Raw genomic sequence first — 22,879 nt, 5'->3', positions numbered from 1 at the left:
CCCGGGTCGCGGCAAATGGGTGACGCGATGGATCACATCGTGAATCGACTGCTGCCTGCAGTTGTCGTTGCTTTCATGCTATGCGGTTGCGCCATCACGTTGCCGGGCGCCGGCGGACTCGACTATCAAAGCCGCGCCGTCACGCGTAGCGAACGAGGACTCCGTGTTTCCGGTTCGGTGCTTTCGGCCGAAGAGAGCGAGAGCGTTTATGGCGTAGCGCTCGCGAAAAAGGGCATTCAGCCCTTATGGGTCGAGGTGCAAAACGACGACACGTCCAGCTACTTTCTGATGTCGCCGGGCCTCGACCCCAACTTCTTTCCCGCCTCCGAAGCGGCCGAAGCATTCGCCAGCAGCAAATCGTCGGTGGCAGGCGATGACATCGAGCGACGCTTTCGCGCACTCGCCTTCCGTAACCCCGTGCTGCCGGGCCACACTGTGTCCGGTTATATCCTGACCAATCTCTCCGAGGGCGCCAAGCTCATTCAGCTTGATCTTGTCGCAAGCGGTCGGGCACAAACATTTTCCTTCCTCATGGTGGTGCCCGGCTTTTACGCGGATTACCACGTTAGCGCGGTGTTTCGCCGTGAGGTCTATCCGCCGGGGAGGATGGTGGACTACACCGACGACAGCGCGTTGCGCGCCGCGCTCGAATCGCTTCCCTGCTGCGCAACCAGCGAAGACGGCGCGAAGAATGGCGACCCGCTCAATCTCGTCATCGTGGGCGGTCTCGACGACGCATTTCCCGCACTCGTTAGACGAGGCTGGAGTCCGACCGAACAGAAATGGTCCGGCTCGATCATGAAGACCGTCACGTCCGCATTTTCCGGCGAGCGCTATGTCAATGCACCCGTGAGCGATCTCTATCTGTTCGGGCGGGCGCAGGACCTCGCATTGCAGAAGGCGCGCGACACCATCCACCAGCGCAATCACTTGCGGCTCTGGCTCAGCCCGATGCGCTACCGTGGCAAGCCCGTGTGGGTCGGTCAGATCAGCCGGGATATCGGCGTGCGTCTGACATTTCACTCACCCACGCTGACGACGCACAAGATCGATCCCGACGTGGACGAAGCACGTACCGCGCTGACCGAGGACATGGCCTATTCACAGAACCTGCAGAAGATCGGCTTCGTGAAAGGAGTCGGCGCAGCTTCGCAAAGCGCACCGGGCCAGAATCTGACTACGGACCCGTACTACACCGACGGCCTTCGCCAGGTCCTTGTATTCGACCGGCAGCCCACCTCGCTCTCGGGTATCGAATTTTTTCCATGGGAGTCGGTTGCAAAGTTCAACGCCGTGCCCGCGGGAGCAGATCAATGAACGAATGGCCAACGCTTTGGCGTGCGTTGACGCGCGTTGCCGGCAGCGTTGTGCTTCTGTTTGTTTGTGGCGGCTGTGCGACCTGGACCGCGCCCGTCAGCCCCGACGATGCGCCGCTGCGTCAGCGCGCGGTCAGCGACACGAGGCAAGGCGCGCGCGTCAGCGTAGCCGTTCTAGGCGTCGACGACAGCAGGCGCATGATCGGCGCCGACATCGGCAGCAGCAACATTCAGCCGCTCTGGATCGAAGTCGAGAACCATACACCGCAAGCGTTATGGTTGCTGCACTCCGGAACCGACCCGGACTACTTTTCGCCACTCGAAGTCGCATGGTCCATGCACACGCTTCTCGGCGGCGCGACGAACGCGGACATCGACAGCCACTTGAACAAGCTTGGATTCAAAAATCCCGTCCCGGCTGGAGAAACGCGCAGCGGCTTTCTTTTCGCCAATCCTGACCGGCAGATCAAGCTCGTCAACATCGATCTTTTCGCAAGCAGAACACTGATTCCTTTCTCACTGTTTCTACCCGTACCGGACGACGCCGCCGACCCGCGTTTCGCGCTCACTCCATTCCAGTACCAGCAGGCGGCTTTGACCGACTACCACGACCTCGCGTCGCTGCGGGCCGCGCTCGAACGGATGCCGCGCTGCGCGACGAGCGAGCACGGCGAGACCGAAGGCGATCCTTTGAATGTGATCGTGATCGGCAAACTGGGAGACATCGGCGCCGCGATGGTGCGCCGTAGCTATCGCCGGGAGATGCGGAAAAGCGACTATTCGCAGTGGCTATTCGGACGCACGCCCGACGTCGTGCTGCGCAAGCAGGCCCAGGCGGGTGCGTTGTCGACTTCATTGCGTGCGTGGCTCACGCCCATTCGCTTTAACGGCGACCCGGTGTATGTCGCGCAAGCCGGACGTCCTGTCGGGGGCCGCTTCGCGCATCACGATACGGCGGATGACACGCTTCATGATGACGTCGACGAGGCCAGGAACTTCCTCATTCAGGACATGATGTATTCGGGCGGTCTCGACAAGCTCGGTTTTGTGTACGGCGTCGGTCCATCGCCACAGGCACACCCGCGGACAACGCTGAACGGCGCGCCGTATCACACCGACGGACTACGCGCCGTGATGTTCTTTGCCACTCGACCGCTCAGTTTTGCGAACGTGGAATTGCTCCAGTGGGTGCCATACCTCGAGCAGCGCGAGTCCTCCACGAACCGGGAGGGTGGCGATGCAGGTAAGTAAGGCGGTCCGTCAGCAGCGAAGCGGCGCCGTGCACCGGCGCGTTGTGCATCGGCGGGCATGGAGCAGGCACTGCATGCACGGCGCGGCGCTAGCGGCCATTCTCGCGCTCGCTGCATGCGCAACGAAGCCGCTCATTCCCTACTCGACGGAGACGCCGCCCCTCGCTCTCGTGGAGGCATCGCAGGCCGGCGTGCAAGACAAGCGGGCCCGCTTTCGCGAGATTTACTGTGCGGTGCTCGAAGCGCACGGCTCAGCGCTGCCTGACTACCGTCCCTGCGAAGACGCACTCACACGCGTGGGCGCCGAGCCTGCCGGTACAGGTGCGCCCGTCGATCTCGGGCGATCGGGACGCCACCTCATCGCGGCAGTGGTGCCCGGCATCGGGTACGACTGCTTCAGGCCGTGGCTGAATCCTCCGAACACCGTCGTTCAAAACCTGCGGCAATCCGGTTACGACGGGATCATGCTGAACGTGGACGGGCTGTCGGGCTCGGCGAACAATGCACGCCAGATCCGCGACGCCGTGATGGCCATGCCGATGTCCGAAGGCGCAGCGCAACTGGTGCTGATCGGCTACTCGAAGGGCGCGGCCGATATTCTCGAGGCCGTCGTCGCGTATCCGGAGATTCGCAGCCGCGTGGCGGCTGTCGTCAGCGCGGCGGGGGCGGTTGGCGGATCGCCGCTTGCCAACGACGCCGAGCAATACCAGGCGGACATGCTGCGGCACTTTCCGGGCGCGGCTTGCCACTCGGGAGACGGCGGCGCTGTGCAAAGCCTGCGGCCCGTCACGCGCAGGGCGTGGATGGCCAGCCATCCGCTTCCGCGCGATCTGCGCTACTACTCGCTCGTGACCTTTCCACAGCCGGAGCGCATTTCGTCGATACTCGAATCGAGCTACGAAAAACTCTCACGAGTCGACGCCCGCAACGACAGCCAGGTGATCTTCTACGATCAGGTTGTGCCCGGCAGCGTCTTGATGGGTTACGTCAATGCGGATCACTGGGCACTGGCCGTGCCTGTCTCTCGAACCCACACGACGATCGCATCGTTGTTCGTCACGCAAAATGCCTACCCTCGCGAGGCACTGACAGAGGCGATTCTGCGTTTCGTGGAAGAGGATATGGCAACTTCCGGAATGTGAAGGCAGTGCCTTTATGGAGTATCGCTATTAGCGCGCGACGCCGCGATGATCGCGACGCCGTGCTAAGAAAGCGACCCAGCTTTAAAGCAACTCAAACTTCCGGCTTCAGCCGATACAGTTCCGGCACGAGCGCGAGCAACAGACGCTTCGCCGAAAAAAGCCGCGGCGAGATATGCGTGGCCACATACCACGTCGCCGCCACGTTCATGCTGCGCAGCTTCAGATCGGGGCCGACCAGCGCGCTTGCGAAATGCAGATCGCCGAGCGTCTTGCCGATGATCTCCTGCTTGATGCGCGCGCGCTCCGGCGGATCGAGCGCAATGAAAGACAGCGCCGACACCTCGTGAAGCAACCGGTACATGCTGTTGTAGTGGTGCAGCGTCTTCGTCGTGAACATCGTCGAATCCATGCGCAATCTTCTTTTAAAGAGCGCCTGGTTCAGCACTGCCAGCTTAAGTCGTTGCTGTAGCAACAACGCAGCGAAGAAGTGATTGTCCTCATACACGATGCCTTCTATGAAACGCAGATTGCCGATGGCCGAACGCCGCGTGATAAAGCAGCAGGGCGAAACAAAATAGCGCCCTTGCCGCAACGATTCGACGACGAACTCTTCCGACCACAACGTCGCGCTTCCGAGCGGCCGGCGGTAGCCGTTGACTTCCTGCTTGTACATCGGCGCATCGTTCGGGAATACCGCGGCTTCGAACATCACCGCGTCGATCTCGGGATTGCTGAATTCGCGGTGGCAGACGCTCAACGTGTCGGTGTCGATCAGGTCGTCGCTGTCCATGTAGTACACATACGTGCCCGTGGTCAGCGAAGTGCCGAGATTGCGTGCCGCGGATTGCCCGCGATTCGGCTGATAGACGTAGCGAAAGCGCGAGTCGCTGTCGCAATAGCGCTGTGCAATCGCGGCGGTGCCGTCCGTGGAGCCGTCGTCGACAAGGATCAGCTCGAAGTCCGTGAAGGACTGGGCCGCAACGCTCGCGAGCGCTTCGTCGAGATAGTGCTCAACGTTGTAGGCCGGCACGATGATGGAAAAAGCGGGCATAAGGCACCTCGATTGTTTGATAGCAGAACCGCAACTCAACCAGCATCCGCGCCGCGTGCTTCCTGACGCGCCCCGGATGCAACCGGCATGAGCGCCGCGCCTCGCGAGGCAGGTGCAACGCCGCGGAAATACAGCCACATGAAGGCCACCGCGCCGACCACCTCGGTCAGGATCACGGCGACGATCGTTCCTTTCGCGCCGCCGTAGCGGGTGAGCGGAACCACATAGAGAAGATGCAGAACAGTCGCGCCGAGAAACACATTCGTGAGCGAACGCGCGCGGCCTTGAGCGAGCAACCCGAGATCGCCGAATACGACAGCGACGCTGATGATGGGCGGCAAGACGGCTTCGAGTCTCAAGAGAGGAATCGATGCATGAAACTGCGGCCCAACCCATGTTTCGATACCCCACGCCGCGAGCAATTCGATGCCGACAAAAAGGCTGATCGATGTCGAGAACACGGCGAGCATCGCCATTCGCATCAGGCGCTGCGCGGCTTGCGGATCGGTCGCGTGGTATTGACTGATGCGCGGATAGAAAGCCTGACTGATCACCATGAACATGGCCTGCGCGGCCACGCGAATCTTGTCCGCCATCGCGAACTGACCGACCACTTCCGGTCCGTGGAAGTAGTTCAGCAGAATCGAGTTGAAGTTCACATAGAAGCTGATCAATACAAAAGAGAGGAACAACGGAAAGCCGTCTTTCAGCGCGTCGACAATCTTTCTCGTGGATATGCCGACGAGTTTCACCAGCCTGTTGCGATGAAGAATCCACAGCGCGCAAATGGCGAGCAGTACATTGCCGAGACTGACGCCCAATGCGGCAAGCGCGGCATCGCCCGGTCCTTTCACTGCAAGATAGACGAAGGCGAGACCGAGAAGCCGCGAAACAAACGTCGGCAACACCAACGCGCGCATGCGTTCCAGGCCCTGAAACAGCCATACCGGCGTAACCGCGTTGGCGACGATGCCGAGAAATAGCGCGCCCAGTACATCGGCGTGATCTCGCAGATCCGGCACGAATGCAATGCCCGCTACGATCAGAAGAAGCGCCGCTGCAACCAGTACGAGCCGCGCGGCCGATGTACTCGTATAGACCTCGGCGAGCCCGTGAGCGTCGCCGCGTTTGACCGATACGAGTCGCGTTGCGGTGAAGTTGAAGCCATAGTCGGTCAGCAGCACCATGTATTGCGCGACAGCCTGACAATAGGCCAACACCCCGAACTCTCTTGCACCGAGTACATGACCCAGGTACGGCAACATCAGCAACGGTACGATGTAATTGCCGCCCTGAATCAGAATCAGATAGAACAGCGTGTTGCGAATCGGAGTCGTCATAAAAATACGCCTGGTGCAATAGTGGCTTTCCTCATGCGTCAAGCCGCTCTACAGGCTCAAATGCCGCTGTGCACGGAATTCGGTGGGCGACATGCCGTACCTTTCCTTGAAGAGACGGCCCAGACGATTACCGTCGCCCATTCCGCACCGCCGCGCAATTTTCCCAACTGGGATATTGGTGGAACTCAGCATTGTCCGGACCACGTCGAAGCGCGTGCGCAGCAGGTACTCCAGCGGCGTCATGCCGAATTCCTGCTTGAAACGGCGCCGGAAATTGCGCTTGCTCATTGCCGCGGATTCGGCTGCCTGCGCAACGGAAATCGGCTTGCTGTAGTTCTCCTGGATCCAGCGGGCCGACTCGCGAACCTTGCTTGCGGTGGTGAGCGATTTGGCGTCGCCTTCGCGTGGCCTTGTGTGCTTGATCGCATTCGTCTGCAGTTCAAGCGCGACCTTTCTGGCGATCTGCGGACCGAGGTCGCGCTCGATCTGCGAAAGGGCCAGCTCGGCGGGCGTTGCCCCGTTGATGCGGGACGCCACGAAGTCATCGTCGAATAGAAAGACGGGTACTGCCAGCCGTGAAGCGTTTTTGTAAACCACTGCGAGCTTCGACCCTTGCGTGATGCGAAGCGATGCCATTGCGCCGTGACGCGTGATCCACGAATGCAGCCGGTCATTCGGTTCCGTTGGCGCCGCCGTGTCGCGGCACGCCACGAAGAACGCGTGAAAATCGCCCACGCTGTAACGGCTCAGTTGTTCCGTGAAGATCGAAATGCCGCACGAACTCGTGACGACGCCGCCTTCTTCTGACAATACCGTAAGCCGGTACGGCGGGTCTTCGCCACGATGCAGTTGCGCCATGTTCGCAAGGCGAAAAGCATCGCCAATCGCGCCAGTACTTGCCGTGAAGAAGTTCTGCGACACGAGAAGGCCAATGTGCCTCGGCGGTTCCAGGCAGTCGGGCTTCTCATCGACGTGCGGCCTGGAGAGTTCAACGAGATCCATCACGATTAGGGCTCCCAATATATTTATCAAATGCACTAAAAGTCTGGCAACAGCCTGAATTGTAGTGAGCGCGGATTCGGTAAAAGTCCGCTAATCGGCGGCGCAGCCGCCAATTGCTTGTCGCGCCTCGCCAATGCGCGGATCTTCTGAAACCGCGGTTATCCGCGCCGCTTTGCGGCCCGGATAGCGTCGGCAATGGAGCAGAAAATCCGCACCGGAATCAATACAATCGCCACCACCAGAAAAACGACAATCACCGCCACGACATAAACCGTTGCAAAGCCAGTCAATATCACGGTGAACGCAAACCTTTCGGCACGCGAAGCCAAGGGCTGGTCTCGCCAGTGACCCCGCGGCCGGCCTTCTTCCATGGTCGCACTCGCTTAGGCGGAACCCGTGCGGGCGCGGCGCCGAAACTCCGTTGGCGAGACTCCGAAGCGCTTGCGAAAGAGCTTCGCGAGTTGCGACCCGTTGCCCATGCCGCTGCGCCGAGCGATCTTGTCGACCGGAAGATCGGAGTCGGCTAGCAGCCTGCGCGACCGGTCGAGCCGAGCCCTCAACAGGTATTCGGAAGGCGGCGTGCCGATCTGTTGCCGGAACCGGCGCAAGAAGGTTCGTTCGCTGATCGCGGCGCGCTGAGCGACTTCGGCAATCGAAATGTCGTGCTCGCAGTTTTCAGTGAGCCACTGCGCGAGCGCGTGAATCTTCTCGTCTTCGCGCTTCGGCTTAACGGACGTTGCGCCGCTAGCATCATCTGCCTGCGGAAAGAAGCTGATGCGTATTTCGGCGGCGCGTGCAATCACGGCGCCCTGAACTGTGTGGTCCAGGATCCATACCGGCGCAATTAAATCTTGACAATTCAAATTGGACCTTACGATAGAGGCGAGAGTTGCATCCGTATCCGGCGCAATCAGCATTTGCATCTTATCGGCGTGCTCGGGCGCGCGAGGAATAGACATCGCGTTTGCAGTAGCCGATTGATCGAGATGCATTTCGTTTTCGCCGGATTGAAGATCGCGGCTTGAAACGATGTCGATATGTGCATTCGTATTAATTAGACGAAGTACTTGTGCCGCTTTATCAGTCGGCAGGAGGCAACTAGCGGGGCCGAGTTTATTCATGCTGTCTCCTGGTGTTCAGGTCTAACGAGTTATTGGTAATGCCGCTCAGGTATGACAGTGCTTGTGTTGGGCGCGAGCGAAGAAGCGTTGGAGAAGACGATGCTTACGCAATCTTTCTTCGTTTGGGATTTGAATGGAAGGATACGCTGTAAGGCTGGTTGCGTGCTCACCTAAATTCAGCCTCCACCGGCCAACCTTGGCTGACAACGTAGAGGTGCTCGATGGCGTGCCGCGCGACGAACGAGCGCGGGCGCCGGACGGTTCAACCGCCGGTTCGAGTACTGTGTCAAAGGCGTTAAACCGATAAGAAATGTGGCAAGAAAAACGCGTAATGAAGCCCGTTTCGAAAGTTCTGAGAAGCGCTGCTAAATACCGTAGAAAGCGTTTGTTCACACGCTTGAAGCATCGACTCAAGCGCGTCACGAGCGGACAACATCGTGTGCGCAACGGTCACTGCGTTCATGACCATCATTGCGCTCAACCCGCGTCGGTTTGCAACGCGGCTTCGCCGCCTGCATCGGCCGCTTCGTGCAGCGGACGCTTCTGCTGTGTTGCGTTTATCTCCTGCGCGCCGGTGTATTGGCGAATCACGTTGCGGGTGATCTGCTGCACGACGTCATGGCTCTGCGCCGTGCTGTCCGTCAGCACACGAGCCCAGTCTGTCGTACCCACATTAAAGACTTCTCCCGCACTGCGGCGGCCGTCTCGCAGCAGTGGACGAAATAAGCCGATCGCGCCAGCACCGCCCATTTCCCATCCTGTGAGCCGTTCGGTAACCGCAAGCCTTTCGATTGCATCGTCGGGCCAGTCCGGCGGGATGCCGTCCGCTTCATAGCCGACGAGCCGATCTTCTGCGCCAAAGCTTTCACCTTGTTGCAGTTGAGTTCCTGCAAATACCCAATGGTCCGGCCGTTTGACGGTAAAGCCAATTGCCTGACGCTCGCACTTCACCCAGCGGCGACGCCACCGCGACCACGTGCCCCAGTGGCCGCCGCCGTGCTTATAGGTCAGTCCAATCAAATGGCTTTCATTGCCGCTTACGCGCGGATCCAGATCGATCTGTTCCTTGAGTACATCCCAGTTGTCTGCAAGCTTGCGCATCTCGCTGAGTTGACCCGGTTCAGCGCCGATAAACCTCACAGGCCGATAACACGTATTGCCGCTGAAAACAGCGACGTTTCCGCCCTGCGTGACGAAATACGCGACATGTGCGCGCATTTCCTCGCTCCAGTACTCGTGATGACCGACGCTCAGCATGCAGCGGTAGCGAGTCAGGTCGAGCGCGGTCGCGCTGTGCAAGTCGAGATCCGTATAAAAGTCGCAGACAATGCCTTCGTTGCGCAGCCACCGGATAAACTTCGCGTCCCAGTGAGCGAATTGCTGACGGGTCGAGCGTGTGTCGTAGGGGTCGTCCGGTTCGCCGAGCCGTGCGCCGAGGCCGCCGCCGGGGCGGAGCAAGCTCACTTTGTTTGCGGCGCGATAACGGTGGATGCGGTCGTCATAGAAGCTTCCGCCACCCGTCGAGTTATAGGCGTGGTAAGTCGCCGTCGGAATGATGTACGCGAGCGTGGCGGTGGGCGTGCGTGGGCGCGCGATCACAAGCGCCATGCTGTCGCTGTCGGGCCGTGCCGCGAAGATCGGCCGATGCGCGGCGCACGCGCGCCCGAGTTCCTGGGTCGGCTTTCCTGCGGCGTCGACTTCATAGGCGATCGCCACATAGGCGCCGCTGTGCAAGTTCGCGACGTTCGGGCGAATGTCGATTGTCGGCCAATTCCAATCCTCGTCGAAGCGCTTTGCCGCGCTATTGCCTGTAGATTGGAATACGTATTTGCCGTCCAGCAGATTGGCGGTCACATTGTTCTTACCTGTAACCACCACGCCGCACAGGCTCGTGAGCGAGTCGTCGTCCTGCTGCTGATAAATGGCGATGCTAAAGCGCCTGCCGGGCTGCACCGCGAGTTCAAAGCTGGCTCCCGCAGTAAAGCTCGGATGAATCGGATAGATCTGCATGTTCGCTTTCCTTGCGCGAATAAGCGAGGCAGTGGCCCGCCAATGAGTTCCGATTACATTGCGGCGCGCGGTTTATGTCCGCGCAACCGTTTGCTTGTACACCCATGCGCGCAGTGCGTCTGTGCGCTATGCCTCATTCGACAGTGACGGACTTCGCGAGATTTCGCGGCTTGTCGACGTCGGTGCCGCGTGCGCATGCGGTGTGATACGCAAGCAGTTGCAGCGGCACGACATGCAGGATCGGCGACAGGCTGCCGTAGTGCTCGGGCATGCGGATCACGCGAAGTCCATCGCCACTCGCAATTCGTGAATCCGCATCGGCGAATACATACAATTGGCCGCTGCGTGCCCTGACTTCCTGCATATTCGATTTGAGCTTGTCGAGCAGCGCGTCGTTGGGCGCCACCGTGACGACCGGCATCTGGCTCGTCACCAGTGCAAGTGGCCCATGTTTCAATTCGCCTGCGGGATAGGCTTCCGCGTGCACGTACGAGATCTCTTTCAGCTTTAATGCGCCTTCCAGCGCGATCGGATAATGCAGGCCGCGGCCGAGAAAGAGTGCATGTTCTGTACGCGCGAACGCTTCTGCCCACGCGACGATTTGCGTTTCCAGCGCAAGCACGCTGTTCAGCTTCGCCGGCAAGCGATGCAGTTGATCGAGAAACGCCGCTTCTTGCGCGGCCGGAAGGCGCCCGCGCTGTTTGCTGAGCGTCAATGCGAGCAGGAACAGCGCAACTAGCTGCGTCGTGAAGGCTTTCGTCGACGCAACGCCGATTTCCGGTCCCGCACTAGTCAGATGCTGGAACTGCGCCTGCCGCATCATCGTGCTGCTTGCGACATTGCAAATAGCCAGCGTGTGCCGATGACCCTGAGATTGAGCGTGCTTGAGCGCGGCGAGCGTATCGGCGGTTTCGCCCGATTGCGATACGACCACGACCAGCGTATTGGGACTTGCCACACTGCTGCGATACCGGTATTCGCTCGCGACTTCCACTTGCGCCGGTACTTTGGCGAGCGATTCGAACCAGTACTTCGCTGTCATGCCCGCGTAATAACTCGTGCCGCACGCCACTATCAGAAGCGAGTCGATTTCGCGAAACGCGTGCCGCGCCCCCGCGCCGAATAGGTCGGCGGTAATGGTGTGAACGTTTTCAATTGCGTCTGCAATGACACTTGGCTGCTCGAAGATCTCTTTGTGCATGTAATGCCGATACGGACCGAGTTCCACTGCGCTCGTGCTCGATCGCTGCAATTTGGTTTCGCGCTGCACCGCATGGCCGGCGCGATCGACGACCCGTACACCGTCCAGTGTCAATTCCGCTATATCGCCTTCTTCCAGATAAATGAAGTTCTCCACCGTCCCGGCAAGCGCCATGACGTCGGACGCGAGATAGTTGCCTTGCTCTCCCAGGCCGATGACGAGCGGAGAACCGGCCCGTGCACCGATCACCCGGCCCGGATCGCTACTCGCGAATACGGCAATTGCGTAAGCGCCGTGAAGCCGTTCGAGCGCATGGCGCACGGCAGAAAGCAGATCGCCTTCATGTTCTCCGCCTTGCTTTTTCCACGCATGATGAATCAGATGCGCGACAACTTCCGTATCGGTGTCCGACTCAAACACGTAGCCGAGTACTCCCAGTTCTTCTCGTAACGCCTCGTGGTTTTCAATGATGCCGTTATGCACGATGGCGATTTCGCCGCTGGAAAAGATCGGATGGGCATTCCTCGTGACAGGCGCTCCATGAGTCGCCCAACGTGTATGTGCGATACCGATCATTCCCGACAGGTTAGCTTCGGCAACTTCTGCCGCGAGACTCGCGACGCGCGCGACGCTGCGCACTCGACGCAGTGCGCCTTGCTGAAGAACCGCGATTCCGCACGAGTCGTAGCCGCGATACTCGAGTCGCCGCAAGCCCTCGGTCAACGTGGAAGTGACATCGCGGCGGTCCACTGCTCCTACGATTCCGCACATGGAAGGTCTCCTGATTCCGCAGCGATTCATACGAAAGTACTGGCGCTGTTCGATCTGTTGCATTGCAACCAAGCATAGACATCGCGAGGCGGCGCGAGTCGAGCGCGGCGCGAAACGTTGAACGGTTGTCCGCTTAACGAGCAAGTAACGAGCACGTTGGTTTCGCGCGCAACATTCCTGAAACATATGCATGCCGGTCCGTCATTAGACAAATGACATTCATGCTCTCGTGAAATGACGGTTAAACAGCGAGAATGCGTCGCACTACCGCATTAACCATTCAAGGAGCGATCGATATGTATGCCATTACCGGTGTGACAGGGCAGGTGGGCGGCGCGGCGGCGCGCGCTTTACTGGCTGCGGGACATGCGGTGCGTGCGGTATTGCGCGACGAGACGAAGGCCGCGCAGTGGCGTGAGCGCGGTGCCGAAATAGCCATTGCATCATTCGAAGACGCCGACGCGCTCGCCGCAGCATTTCGCGGAATCGCAGGCGTGTTCGTAATGCTCGCGCCGAATTTCGCGCCGCAGCCCGGCTATCCGAACGCACATCGGGCAGTTGCAGTGCTGAAAAAAGCGCTAGTCGATGCGCGGCCGGAGCGGGTGGCGGCATTGTCGTCGGTTGGCGGGCACCGTGAATCCGGCCTCGGGCTCATTGCTCAAGTGCACATTCTGGAGCAGGCACTGGCGGAACTGCCCGCTTTGCACATACCCACTGCGATCATGCGGCCCGCGTGGTTCATGGAGAACTCGCTATGGGACATTGCACCGGCGCGCGATACGGGCGTCATGCCGGGCTTTTTGCGGCCACTCGAGCGCGCTTATCCGATGGTCGCGACGGCGGACATCGGCCGCGTGATTGCCGATACGCTCACGCAGACGTGGCAGGGGCGGCGCGTCATCGAAATAGAAGGGCCGCAGCGTTACACGCAGCATGAGATCGCGGCGTTGCTGGGCAGTGTACTGGAGCGCGACGTGAAGGCTCAGGCGGTGCCGCGCGCCGAATGGGAAGCGCGGTTCCAGTCGCAAGGCACGGCGTGGCCGACGCCGCGCATTGAAATGCTCGACGGCTTTAACTCCGGATGGATCGACTTCGAGGGCGGCGCGAACGAGCATGTGATCGGCGAGACCGCTTATCGGACAGTACTGGCCGAACTCGTGAGGCGCGGCGCTCGATAATTACCCTAAGCTGCGAACTACAGACGAAAAGCAAATAACGAATAGCGCGACGCAACGCTTGCGTTTAAAAACAAACCGGGCACCGCGCTATTCGCTTACTCGTTATTCATCGTTGATGTCTGTACGCCGCCGCTCATTCGCGCTTAAAAGATCGACTTGCCTGTATGCGTCGTCAACCATTCGAGCGCGAGTACACCGGCTAATGAATTGCCGTTTGCGTCGAGTCCCGGCGACCATACGCATACCGCCATTTCTCCGGGCAGCACCGCGACGATCCCACCGCCCACGCCGCTTTTAGCGGGCAAGCCGACGCGGTACACGAAGTCGCCCGCGGCGTCGTAAGTGCCGCAAGTCAGCATGAGTGCCGAAAGACGTTTCGCGGAACTCGTGTCGAGAATCCGCTCGCCGGTGGAAGGCACAACGCCGTGATTGGTGAGAAAGAGCGCGGCTTTTGCCAATTCGACGCAACTCATGGAGATTGCGCATTGGCGGCAATACGCGTCCACCACGACTTCCGGCGGCATCTCCATGTTGCCGAAGCTCGCCATGAAATGCGCCATCGCGCGATTGCGGTGAGCGTGCTGCAATTCCGATTGAGCGACGCGCGAATCGTAGTCGATGCTCGTCTCGCCGGTCACGCGCCGCATGAATTCGACGAGTGCGGTTTCGGCTTGCACGAAACGCCGGCACAGTACATCGGTGACGATCAGCGCTCCCGCATTGATAAACGGATTGCGCGGCTTGCCGTGCTCCGCCTCGAGTTGGACCAATGAATTGAAAGCATTGCCCGACGGCTCGCGGCCCACGCGTTGCCATAGCGCGTCGCCGAGCAGACGGAACGCCATTGTGCAGGCGAATAGCTTCGAAATGCTTTGAATGGAAAAGCGCGTGTCCGCTTCGCCGGTGCGGAATACTTCGCCCGACGCCGTGACGATTGCCATGCCGAAGCTCTCGGCCGGGACTTTAGCCAGTTGCGGGATGTAATCCGCAACTTTGCCCGTGCCAAGATAAGGCCGCAAGTCGCGATGAATCTGCTCGAGAATGGATGCGTAGTTCATGAGGCTCAATCCGGTGGAGCCGCGATTCTACTGGCAAGCATCCGCGAACGGTTCGATTGCGCTCCGCGATACGTGCGATACGTGCGATACGCGTGATACGGTCAATGCGCGCCGGCTGCATCCCCGCCGCCGCCTTTGGCGGGCCGCGTAATCCATATCAGCGGAATGATCAGAATAAAGATGACCGCCGATACAAAGAAGATGTCGTTCAGGCCCATCATCGCGGCCTGCGTATTCACGGTGAAATCGAATAGCGCGTGCGCCGATTGCGTATTCAGATGCAGCAGCGATTGCGTCGAATCGATCTGTTGATTGAACAACGGGTTGTCGACGGAAGCGCGTTCGGTGAGCCGTTCATGATGCAGCACCGTGCGATTGTTCCAGGCATTGCCCGCGACGGAGGTGCCCACCGCGCCGCAAAACACGCGGACGAAATTCGACAGGCCGGCCGCCGCAGGAATCTTGTTGGGCGGCTGTCCGGACAGAATGATCGACGTCAGCGGCACGAAGAACAATGCCATCGGAATACCCTGCAATAGCGTGGGTATCACGAGATGCCAGGTGTCGATTTCGATCACGTATTTCGAGCGCATATAGAAGACGATTGCGAAGCCGACAAACGCCATCGTCGAAATGATGCGGGCGTCCGAGCGCGGCAGCACGCGGCCCATCACCGGCGCGAGAATCACGGCGAATATGCCGAGCGGCGCGGTGACGAGGCCGGCGTCGACGGAACGGTAGTTGAGGTACTCCTGCATCCATTGCGGCAATAGCACGAGGTTGCCGAAGAACACGCCATAGGCGACGGAAATGGCAATCGTGCCGCCAAGAAAGTTGCGCTCGCGAAAGAGCCGTAAGTCGATGATCGGATTTTCTTCCGTCAATTCCCACACGAGAAAGAACGCGAAGCTGACGAGCGCGGTCAGCCCGAGAATCACGATGACGGGCGACGCGAACCAGTCGAGATCCTTGCCTTTGTCGAGCATGATCTGCAGCGACGCGACCCAGGTAATCAGCAGCCCGAGGCCGACCACGTCGATAGGCGGTTTGCGCGTGGGCGATTCGCGAGTGCGATAGATCATCCACGTGACGCCGGCTGCGAATAGTCCAACGGGAATGTTGATATAGAAGATCCATGACCAGCTATAGCTGTCCGTGATCCAGCCGCCGAGCGCAGGACCCGCGATCGGACCGACGGTGGCGGTCATCGCCCATAACGAGAGTGCGGTCGACGCTTTTTCCTTCGGATACGAGCCGAGCAGAATGGCTTGCGACAGCGGAATCAGCGGGCCCGCCACCGCGCCCTGAAAGACCCGCGCGAGCAGCAGGATCGGCAGCGTCGGCGCAATGCCGCACAGCCAGGACGCGATCACGAACATCAGGATCGCGCCGACAAACAGTTTCACCTGGCCGATGCGCTGCGTGAGCCAGCCGGTGAGCGGAATCGACACGGCATTGGCCGCGGCGAACACGGTGATGACCCACGTGCCTTCGTCGACGGAAACGCCCAGGTTGCCCGAAATGGTCGGAATCGCGACGTTCGCAATCGACGTGTCGAGCACGTTCATGAAGGTGGCAAGCGCGACCGCGATGGTCGCGAGCACCAGTTGGCCGCCTTTCAGCGGCGGCGGAGGCGCGGGCGGCGCGGAAGTGGGCGCGGGCGACTCCGCAGACGTGGATTGGCTCAAGACATTCTCCCGGATCGATATGCCGCGGACCTCGCGCGCGGCTTTGCGTGTGGCCGTATTACGCGGCGGGTCCGCTGGATGCTCGCAAAAGCATACCTGTAATCATCTTTCGACGTCGCCGCTGCGGGCATTGCAACGCGCCGTGAACGAAGCCGACAGCGTATGCTCGCGGCTGGACAGAACCAAACCGCATAGCGCGACGTCGAGCGCCGCGCGATCAATCGCCTTTAAACGCGATCAAACCGCGAACCAACGGCGAATCAACCGCGAATCAATTGAAGCAAAAAGCAAAGGAAAGCAATATGGCCTGGGAACAATTCGAACATGGCTGGCGGCGTGCGCCGCTGCAGGCGCCCGCCAAAGGGCTCGTGGTCCTGATGCACGGCGTGGGCAGCAACGCGCGCGACCTCATGCCGCTCGCCGACATCTGGAGCGAGCGTCTGCCGGACATCGCCTTCACGTCGCTCGACGGCACCGATCCCTTCGACGGCGGCTTCGGCGGCCGTCAGTGGTTCAGTCTGCGCGACATCAACGAGGCCAACCGCGAGGCGCGCGCGACGACCGCGTACGCGGCCATGCGGCGCATGCTCGAAGCCGAGCTCGCGCATTGGCAGCTTGCTTTCGGACGCCTTGCGCTAGTCGGCTTTTCGCAAGGTTCGATCATGGCGCTGCATCATGTGGCGACGAGCGCGGAAGGCGCCGCGTGCGTCGTCGCGTACTCGGGGCGGCTCGCGTCGCCCGTGCTCGCGCGCAACGGCACGCCGCTCACGCTGATTCACGGCGAGGAAGACGAGGTGATCCCGGTGCAGGCGCTCGAACATGCAGCCGACGCCTTCAGCGCGGCGGGCTACACGGTGGATGCGTACGCATTGCCGGGCGTCGGCCATACGATCAGCGCGGACGGCGTCGCGCTCGGCGAGGCCGCGCTGGAGCGCACGCTCGGCGCATTGTCGCGCGATTGATACGTCCGCTCGAAAAGCGGGGCTAAAGTTATTGATCGGCTTGCCGTTAACTGCTCATAGCACGAAAATCACGCCCGTCGCGGGACTGCGCAATGCTCGCGGGCTGGGCGACGGGGCGCATTTTCACACTGCCGCGCATGGAATAACGACGCGAATCGGCGACGCGAGCGCGACGCTACCGAGCGACATAACAGAGCCTTCTTATGGCCACACCGACGCCGCATCACCCGCTTTTCGATCGACTGTTCCGCCAGGCTGTGACCGTTGACCTCGGCACCGCCAACACGCTGATCTATACCGACGACGGCGGCATCGTGCTGAATCAGCCGTCGGTCGTCTGCTTCGAGAAGGATCATGCGGGCGGTGCGAAACGCGTGACGGCGGTGGGCGCCGAGGCGCGCCAGCTTCTTGGCCGCGCACCGCGCAATCTGGAAGCCGTGAGGCCCATGCGTCACGGCGTGATCGCCAACTTTTCCGCTGCCGAGCACATGATCCGGCAATTCGTCGACATGGCGCGTCCGCGGCAATTCTTCAGCCGCCGCGCCGCGTTCACGCTGTGCGTGCCGGCCGGCGCGACCCAGGTCGAGCGCCGCGCGATCAAGGAAGCGGCCGTCGCGGCCGGCGCGTGGAAGGTGAGCCTGATCGGCGAATCGCTGGCGTCGGCGGTCGGCGCGGGCTTGCCGGTGACGGAGGCGACCGGTTCGATGGTCGTCGATATCGGCGGCGGCACGACGGAAGTCGGCGTGCTCTCGCTCGGCGGCACCGCGTACAGCGGCTCGATCCGCGTGGGCGGCGACAGCTTCGATATGGCCATCGTCAGTTACGTGCGCAATCTGTACGGCGTGCTGCTCGGCGAGCAGACCGCCGAACACGTGAAGAAGAACATCGGCACGGCCGTGCGCGACGTGCCCGCCGAGCACATGAACGCGACCGGGCGCAGCGTCGACGACGGCTTGCCGCGCACGGTGCAGTTGAGCAACCACGATATCGCCGATGCAATCGAAGGCCCGCTGCGCCAGGTGATCGGCGCGGTGAAGCGCGGGCTTGAAATGGCGCCGGCCGAACTCATCACGGATATCGCGCACAACGGCATCGTGCTGACCGGCGGCGGCGCGCTGCTCGGCAATCTCGAGCGGCGTCTCACGAACGAACTCGGTCTCGAGGTGCGCGTCGCCGACGAGCCGCTGACCTGCGCCGTGCGCGGCGCGGGCGCCGCGGCCGCGACCGGCATGCTCGACGAATTCGCTTGCGAATGAGTCGAAGGTCGATCAGGCGGCAGCAAGCGACAGTGCCTGCATAAATAGGCACGCACGCACGCTCACTCGCTCGCGCGGCGAATCACCGCTGAGCGTTCCGCGCGGCTTCGTCAGCCCTTGCGATGCGCATCCTTGTCGAGCGCGAGTTCCGCTGCCTCGCCGACGAGACCGTGATAGTAGAGATGCACGCCGATCGCGAGCGAGTCGTTGCGAATTTCGTGGAAGGCTTTCCACGCCTTCGCCGGGTCCTTGAACAGCAGATAGTGCGCTTCGTGCGCGATCAGATCGGCGACTTCATGCAGACCGTGTCCATGCAACACATCGACGAGCGCATCGAGGCTGCGATGCGTGCGCGCGTCGGTGCGCGGGTAAAGCATGTGCAGCACCGCGACATCCTGCGTCTTCAAAGCCGCCGACAACGCGACGACGATGTCCTGATGGTTCAGCGCGCTAACCGCGCTGTCGTCGCGATGGACGTGGTCCGGAAAAAGCGTTTCAAGAGAGGCGTTCATTCGGTTCTTCCTGTTCTTTCGGCTGACTGCTCTGGCTGATTAAAAGAGGCCCGCCTCTACAGCGGGCCAAAGACAGCGATGTGTTCGCCGGGCAAGCGAAACACGAAGCGAGTATCGCAGACGCACCCCTCAAGCACTCAGTGCCGCGCCAGCAAAACATTGTTTCGGTTAGCGGCCCATCTCGTCCCTTACGTCGCGCCTGCCTGCACGTCGCATGCCACTGAAAAAAAACCGAAACTCGCCTGCGATAAGTTCGTCTGACGAGACGAGAGCTTCTACAATCGGAAGCGGCCGGGCACTAACGGGCACCAATGAGCACGAACGGGCACCGACCGGCGGCAACCGCAAGCGAAGCATACGCAGCAGCGAACCATAGGAGCGACCCTGATGCAGCAGCCTGAAGCCCTCGGCGGCCTGTCCCACTCGGGCGGAATCGATCACCGCGAATCCGAGCCGGACGGCGTATTCATCCCGACGGAAAATCTCAACGTTGCAAGCGCCACGCAGCATGTGCTGAAGTCGGGCGACACGTTCATCGTCAACGATCCTCTCGGCGATATTACGGGCCTCGACGACGGCCTCTTCGTCAACGACACCCGCGTCCTCTCGCAACTGCGCCTGACGTTCGGCGGCCGCGCGCCGTCGCTGCTCTCGGGCAGCGTCAGCAGCGACAACACGTCGTTCACCGCGCATCTGACGAACCGCCCGTTGCCGCCGCTCGGCGGCGCCAGCACGCCGGAAGGCGTGATCCACGTCGAGCGCGTGCGCGTGCTGTCGGGCACGGTGCTGAACGAAGCCATCGAACTCACCAACTACGGCACGAGCGACGCCGTCGTGCCGCTGTCCATTTCCTTTGCCAGCGACTTCCGCGACATGTTCGAGGTGCGCGGCCTGAGCCGCGCGAAGCAGGGGCGTATCGAGCCGGCGCGCGTCGAGAACGACGAAGTACTGCTCGGCTATCTCGGCCTCGACGACGTGGCGCGCAATGTGCAGATCGCCTTCGCGCCGCGGCCCGACAAGCTGTTTGCGGATCGCGCCGACTACACGGTCACGCTGCCGGCGCAGGCGTGCGTGTCGATCTATCTGTCGGTCTCGGTTCAGGTGGTCTCGAAGACGCCCGATGCGCCGAGCGCGGGCGTGTCGTCGCCGACTCATCCGCTGAGCGAAGCGCATATGTCGCAGATCGACACCGAGCGCCCGCGGGTCGGCCGGGCGGCAGTGCGCGCGGCGCTGGTCGACGCGCACCTCGTGATGCGTGAGCGGCGGCGCGTGACCGCGCGCGTGCGCTCGAGCAATCCGCTCTTCAATGCGTGGATCGACCGCTCGCTCGCGGACCTTGGCCTGTTGACCACCGACCTTGCGACCGGCCCGTATCCGTACGCGGGCATTCCGTGGTTCTCCACGCCGTTCGGCCGCGATGCGGTGATCACGTCGTTGCAGACGCTGTGGTTGCAGCCGCAACTGGCCGCGGGCGTGCTGCGTTTTCTCGCCGAGCATCAGGCGCAGGAGAACTCGCCGTTTCGCGATGCCGCGCCCGGCAAGATCATGCACGAGATGCGAAAGGGCGAAATGGCCGCCACCGGCGAAGTGCCGTTCGCGCTGTATTACGGCGGCGTGGACACCACGCCGCTCTTCATCGTGCTGGCCGGCGCCTATGCGGCGCGCACGGGCGACGTCGGTCTGATCGACGAATTGTGGCCCGCGCTCGAGCGCGCGGCGGGTTGGGTCGCGGGCGTGTGCGACAAAAACCGCTATGGGCTGCTCGACTATCAGCGCGAGTCGGACGGCGGCCTCGCGAACCAGGGCTGGAAAGACAGCCACGATTCGGTGTTCCATGCCGATGGCCGCTTCCCAGATGGCCCGATCGCGCTCGTCGAAGTGCAGGCGTATGCGAGCGCCGCGTTCGACACGATGGCCCACTACGCGAAGCTGCGCGGCATGCACGACGCAGCCGCGCAATACAAGGCGCGGGCGAAAAAGCTGCGCGAGTGCGTCGAAGAAAAATACTGGATGGAAGAGTCGGGCTTCTACGGCATCGCGCTCGACGGCCACGGCGAATTGTGCCGCGTGATGGCGTCGAATGCGGGGCATCTGCTGGCTTTCGGTTTGCCTTCGCGCGAACGCGGCGAATCGGTGGTGCGCGCATTGGACTCGACGCTCTTTCACACCGGCTGGGGCGTGCGCACGCTCGCCGCGAGCCAGTCGCGGTTCAATCCGATGGCGTATCACAATGGCTCGGTCTGGCCGCATGACAACGCGATCTGCGCGCGCGGCCTGTCGCGCTACGGCGGCAAGGCGGCGGCGGTGCGGCTGCTGCAGGCGCTGTTTCAGGCAGCGGTCAATTTCGACATGCGTCTGCCGGAGCTGTTCTGCGGATTCCCGCGCCGGCGCGGCGAGCCGCCGACTGCTTACCCGGTCGCGTGTCTGCCGCAGGCGTGGGCGGCCGGCTCGCCGTTCATGATGCTCGAGGCATGTCTTGGCATCACCATCGACGCCGAACGCCGCGAGGTGTTGATCGAGCAGCCGATGCTGCCCGAGGGCATCGACTGGCTTGAGCTGGGCGATCTGCGGGTCGGCGACGCGTCAGTGTCGATCACGTTCCGCCGCATCGGCGAGAAGGTGGTGGCGTCCGCGGAACAGGGCGACGTGCGGGTGGTTGCGTTGTTGTGAGGGGGCGGGTGAGGGCGGCGGTGCGGTGATCCGGCTTGGCGGCCAGTCCGCTCGATGGAGCCATTCGTTAAGCCTTCGATTGGCCTCCAATTGGCCTATTCTCAGTCGGGCTTTTTGAGGCCGCTCGGGTTCGCAGGCGTGCCCGGCGACGCCTCGGGACGTGGCGGCCTCGCGCCGTCCTCGGGAGCGATGATGAGGCCCGCGCCGGGCAAGAGCGACGTGCTGCCGGTCGTCGGTAGGGACGCCGGCGTGGGAGGCGCTGCGGACTGCGGCGCTTGCGGCCGCGCGCCGCCCGTCGAGCCGGCGTTGGAACGCGAGCGGCCTGCGCCTGCGTCCGTCCCCTGCGCGTAGGCCGTTCCCGCAATCACGAGGGTCCACGCTGCGACGGCGGCAAGTCTCGTGAGCATCATGGCGTCCTCCACTGACTTCGGCGTTCGCGCGCGGCGTCGCTGGCGGGCATCGCCGGATAAGCGTCGCCGATATGCATATCGGATTGTTAGTGCACGCGGCGAGGCGGGTCAATCCGGGGGAAATACGCCGTTTTTCCTGCTCGCCCGGAGCCGCCGACCGGCGGGCTTTGGCCACTTGCGCGTCGGGCGGCGGCACGCGGATTGCGTCGCTGCATGCGCCAGGTGTTGCACACGGGCTGCAACCAGCGCATTGCAATGGAGGAGGCCATCATGCGAGTGACTACGAAAGGCGTCGTGATGTCGGCGTTGATGCTCGGTTTGTCGGGCGCGGTCTACGCGGAAGGAGCGGCAACGAACGCCGGCGGTGGCGCCGGCGCGGGACAGGGCGGCAACGGCATGCCGACGCCGAATGCAAGCGGGACGATGGCCTCGCCGTCCGACGGCATGGGCTCGTCGCACAAACCCATGAAAAAGCAGAAGAAGGGGGCGATGGGCGCAGCGGCGTCCGAGGGGGCGGCTAGTAAGTAGGTGGGGTGGGGCGGACGTAGCCGGACTGATGCGGATCATGCGGACGAACGTTGACCGAGCGGACGGAGTCGACCGAAGCGGGTCAGCGGATCAGCGGATCAGCGGACCGAGCGGACCGAGCGGACCGGAGCGGACCGGAGCGGACCGGAGCGGACCGAGCGGACCAAGCGGACCAAGCGGACCAAGCGGACCGAGCGGACCAGCGGACGAAGCGGACGAAGCGGACGAAGCGGACCGAGCGGACCAAGCGGACCAAGCGGACCGAGACCGGAGCGGACCGAGCGGACCAAGCGGACCCGAGCGCACTCGAGCGGACTAAAGCGCATCGAGCCTGGCGAGCCGAACCAAGCGGCCCGAGCCAGAACGACGTAAATCTCGCCGCGCCGCAGCTACAGCCCTCGCGCCAAACCGCG

At 62.0% G+C, this 22,879-nt stretch carries 19 protein-coding genes; 8 read left to right on the top strand and 11 right to left on the bottom strand.

Annotated elements, in window-relative coordinates:
- Positions 1–27 precede the first annotated feature (27 nt).
- From AB6809_RS11955 to AB6809_RS11945, 3 genes are all read left to right on the top strand, one after another.
- The gene (locus AB6809_RS11955; RefSeq protein ID WP_035569500.1) at positions 28–1,317 is read left to right on the top strand and encodes an LssY C-terminal domain-containing protein; all 1,290 of its coding nucleotides are present in this window, start codon (positions 28–30) and stop codon (positions 1,315–1,317) included.
- Complete coding sequence (locus tag AB6809_RS11950; RefSeq protein ID WP_029965753.1) at positions 1,314–2,567, top strand: LssY C-terminal domain-containing protein; 1,254 nt, start codon at positions 1,314–1,316, stop codon at positions 2,565–2,567. The genes AB6809_RS11955 and AB6809_RS11950 overlap by 4 nt, the downstream gene beginning before the upstream one ends.
- A gap of 73 nt (positions 2,568–2,640) precedes the next feature.
- Positions 2,641–3,708 (top strand): hypothetical protein, encoded by a 1,068-nt coding sequence (locus AB6809_RS11945; protein WP_029965751.1) that lies wholly within the window; start codon positions 2,641–2,643, stop codon positions 3,706–3,708.
- A 91-nt stretch (positions 3,709–3,799) separates the two neighbouring features.
- Here the strand turns inward: AB6809_RS11945 and AB6809_RS11940 are convergent, their stop codons facing one another.
- The 7 genes from AB6809_RS11940 to glmS all read right to left on the bottom strand — a co-directional run bounded on the left by AB6809_RS11940 (position 3,800) and on the right by glmS (position 12,204).
- Entirely contained in the window at positions 3,800–4,759 is a 960-nt protein-coding gene (locus tag AB6809_RS11940) for a glycosyltransferase family 2 protein (protein WP_029965750.1), read from the bottom strand.
- Positions 4,760–4,794: 35 nt separating this feature from the next.
- Positions 4,795–6,099, bottom strand: a complete 1,305-nt coding sequence (locus AB6809_RS11935; protein WP_006046795.1) for a flippase — start codon at positions 6,097–6,099, stop codon at positions 4,795–4,797.
- Between the two features lie 48 nt (positions 6,100–6,147).
- Positions 6,148–7,101, bottom strand: a complete 954-nt coding sequence (locus AB6809_RS11930; protein ID WP_006046796.1) for a GlxA family transcriptional regulator — start codon at positions 7,099–7,101, stop codon at positions 6,148–6,150.
- 158 nt (positions 7,102–7,259) lie between these two features.
- Positions 7,260–7,472, bottom strand: coding sequence for a hypothetical protein (locus AB6809_RS11925; protein WP_029965746.1), 213 nt, complete (start codon positions 7,470–7,472; stop codon positions 7,260–7,262).
- 12 nt (positions 7,473–7,484) lie between these two features.
- On the bottom strand, positions 7,485–8,222 hold the full coding sequence (locus AB6809_RS11920; protein WP_006046798.1) for a helix-turn-helix domain-containing protein: 738 nt from the start codon (positions 8,220–8,222) through the stop codon (positions 7,485–7,487).
- Positions 8,223–8,699: 477 nt separating this feature from the next.
- Complete coding sequence (locus AB6809_RS11915) at positions 8,700–10,232, bottom strand: N,N-dimethylformamidase beta subunit family domain-containing protein (RefSeq protein WP_029965744.1); 1,533 nt, start codon at positions 10,230–10,232, stop codon at positions 8,700–8,702.
- Between the two features lie 133 nt (positions 10,233–10,365).
- Positions 10,366–12,204: a glutamine--fructose-6-phosphate transaminase (isomerizing) gene (gene glmS, locus AB6809_RS11910; RefSeq protein WP_029965743.1), complete on the bottom strand. Its 1,839-nt coding sequence runs from the start codon at positions 12,202–12,204 to the stop codon at positions 10,366–10,368.
- Positions 12,205–12,500: 296 nt separating this feature from the next.
- Here glmS and AB6809_RS11905 point away from each other — a divergent pair, with 296 nt between their 5' ends.
- Positions 12,501–13,382 carry an NmrA family NAD(P)-binding protein gene (locus AB6809_RS11905; RefSeq protein ID WP_371026728.1) on the top strand — a complete coding sequence of 294 codons (882 nt, stop codon included), beginning with the start codon at positions 12,501–12,503 and terminating at the stop codon, positions 13,380–13,382.
- Between the two features lie 143 nt (positions 13,383–13,525).
- On the opposite strand, the gene AB6809_RS11900 is transcribed toward AB6809_RS11905, so the two are convergent.
- Positions 13,526–14,440: a glutaminase gene (locus AB6809_RS11900; RefSeq protein ID WP_006046802.1), complete on the bottom strand. Its 915-nt coding sequence runs from the start codon at positions 14,438–14,440 to the stop codon at positions 13,526–13,528.
- Between the two features lie 101 nt (positions 14,441–14,541).
- A complete protein-coding gene (locus tag AB6809_RS11895; protein ID WP_029965740.1) occupies positions 14,542–16,128 on the bottom strand; it encodes a DHA2 family efflux MFS transporter permease subunit in 1,587 nt (528 codons plus the stop codon).
- A gap of 302 nt (positions 16,129–16,430) precedes the next feature.
- Between AB6809_RS11895 and AB6809_RS11890 the strand changes: the two genes are divergently transcribed.
- Together AB6809_RS11890 and AB6809_RS11885 are read left to right on the top strand one after the other, a co-directional pair.
- Positions 16,431–17,090: an alpha/beta hydrolase gene (locus AB6809_RS11890; RefSeq protein WP_029965739.1), complete on the top strand. Its 660-nt coding sequence runs from the start codon at positions 16,431–16,433 to the stop codon at positions 17,088–17,090.
- A 203-nt stretch (positions 17,091–17,293) separates the two neighbouring features.
- The gene (locus AB6809_RS11885) at positions 17,294–18,346 is read left to right on the top strand and encodes a rod shape-determining protein (RefSeq protein ID WP_029965738.1); all 1,053 of its coding nucleotides are present in this window, start codon (positions 17,294–17,296) and stop codon (positions 18,344–18,346) included.
- Between the two features lie 110 nt (positions 18,347–18,456).
- Here the strand turns inward: AB6809_RS11885 and AB6809_RS11880 are convergent, their stop codons facing one another.
- Positions 18,457–18,858: a hypothetical protein gene (locus AB6809_RS11880; RefSeq protein ID WP_006046806.1), complete on the bottom strand. Its 402-nt coding sequence runs from the start codon at positions 18,856–18,858 to the stop codon at positions 18,457–18,459.
- A gap of 387 nt (positions 18,859–19,245) precedes the next feature.
- On the opposite strand from AB6809_RS11880, the gene AB6809_RS11875 reads away from it, so the two are divergent.
- On the top strand, positions 19,246–21,528 hold the full coding sequence (locus AB6809_RS11875) for an amylo-alpha-1,6-glucosidase (protein WP_029965737.1): 2,283 nt from the start codon (positions 19,246–19,248) through the stop codon (positions 21,526–21,528).
- Positions 21,529–21,629: 101 nt separating this feature from the next.
- Here the strand turns inward: AB6809_RS11875 and AB6809_RS11870 are convergent, their stop codons facing one another.
- Positions 21,630–21,938 (bottom strand): hypothetical protein, encoded by a 309-nt coding sequence (locus tag AB6809_RS11870; RefSeq protein ID WP_081652968.1) that lies wholly within the window; start codon positions 21,936–21,938, stop codon positions 21,630–21,632.
- A gap of 270 nt (positions 21,939–22,208) precedes the next feature.
- Here AB6809_RS11870 and AB6809_RS11865 point away from each other — a divergent pair, with 270 nt between their 5' ends.
- Positions 22,209–22,466: a hypothetical protein gene (locus AB6809_RS11865; RefSeq protein ID WP_029965734.1), complete on the top strand. Its 258-nt coding sequence runs from the start codon at positions 22,209–22,211 to the stop codon at positions 22,464–22,466.
- The last annotated feature ends 413 nt before the right edge of the window (positions 22,467–22,879 follow it).

Source organism: Paraburkholderia sp. RCC_158 (genome assembly GCF_041355255.1).
GTDB lineage: Bacteria > Pseudomonadota > Gammaproteobacteria > Burkholderiales > Burkholderiaceae > Paraburkholderia > Paraburkholderia graminis.
The sequence above is the reverse complement of the archived record's forward strand: the minus strand, read 5'-3'. Positions and strand labels throughout refer to the sequence as shown.

What these genes read in the sequence shown, in the direction of transcription:
- AB6809_RS11955 (WP_035569500.1), top strand. Translation starts at nt 28, where the DNA reads ATGGATCACATCGTGAATCGACTGCTGCCTGCAGTTGTCGTTGCTTTC.
- AB6809_RS11885 (WP_029965738.1), top strand. Translation starts at nt 17,294, where the DNA reads ATGGCCACACCGACGCCGCATCACCCGCTTTTCGATCGACTGTTCCGC.
- AB6809_RS11905 (WP_371026728.1), top strand. Translation starts at nt 12,501, where the DNA reads ATGTATGCCATTACCGGTGTGACAGGGCAGGTGGGCGGCGCGGCGGCG.
- AB6809_RS11865 (WP_029965734.1), top strand. Translation starts at nt 22,209, where the DNA reads ATGCGAGTGACTACGAAAGGCGTCGTGATGTCGGCGTTGATGCTCGGT.
- AB6809_RS11920 (WP_006046798.1), bottom strand. Translation starts at nt 8,222, where the DNA reads ATGAATAAACTCGGCCCCGCTAGTTGCCTCCTGCCGACTGATAAAGCG.
- AB6809_RS11935 (WP_006046795.1), bottom strand. Translation starts at nt 6,099, where the DNA reads ATGACGACTCCGATTCGCAACACGCTGTTCTATCTGATTCTGATTCAG.
- AB6809_RS11945 (WP_029965751.1), top strand. Translation starts at nt 2,641, where the DNA reads ATGCACGGCGCGGCGCTAGCGGCCATTCTCGCGCTCGCTGCATGCGCA.
- AB6809_RS11925 (WP_029965746.1), bottom strand. Translation starts at nt 7,472, where the DNA reads ATGGAAGAAGGCCGGCCGCGGGGTCACTGGCGAGACCAGCCCTTGGCT.
- AB6809_RS11890 (WP_029965739.1), top strand. Translation starts at nt 16,431, where the DNA reads ATGGCCTGGGAACAATTCGAACATGGCTGGCGGCGTGCGCCGCTGCAG.
- glmS (WP_029965743.1), bottom strand. Translation starts at nt 12,204, where the DNA reads ATGTGCGGAATCGTAGGAGCAGTGGACCGCCGCGATGTCACTTCCACG.
- AB6809_RS11915 (WP_029965744.1), bottom strand. Translation starts at nt 10,232, where the DNA reads ATGCAGATCTATCCGATTCATCCGAGCTTTACTGCGGGAGCCAGCTTT.
- AB6809_RS11875 (WP_029965737.1), top strand. Translation starts at nt 19,246, where the DNA reads ATGCAGCAGCCTGAAGCCCTCGGCGGCCTGTCCCACTCGGGCGGAATC.
- AB6809_RS11880 (WP_006046806.1), bottom strand. Translation starts at nt 18,858, where the DNA reads ATGAACGCCTCTCTTGAAACGCTTTTTCCGGACCACGTCCATCGCGAC.
- AB6809_RS11870 (WP_081652968.1), bottom strand. Translation starts at nt 21,938, where the DNA reads ATGATGCTCACGAGACTTGCCGCCGTCGCAGCGTGGACCCTCGTGATT.
- AB6809_RS11900 (WP_006046802.1), bottom strand. Translation starts at nt 14,440, where the DNA reads ATGAACTACGCATCCATTCTCGAGCAGATTCATCGCGACTTGCGGCCT.
- AB6809_RS11940 (WP_029965750.1), bottom strand. Translation starts at nt 4,759, where the DNA reads ATGCCCGCTTTTTCCATCATCGTGCCGGCCTACAACGTTGAGCACTAT.
- AB6809_RS11930 (WP_006046796.1), bottom strand. Translation starts at nt 7,101, where the DNA reads ATGGATCTCGTTGAACTCTCCAGGCCGCACGTCGATGAGAAGCCCGAC.
- AB6809_RS11950 (WP_029965753.1), top strand. Translation starts at nt 1,314, where the DNA reads ATGAACGAATGGCCAACGCTTTGGCGTGCGTTGACGCGCGTTGCCGGC.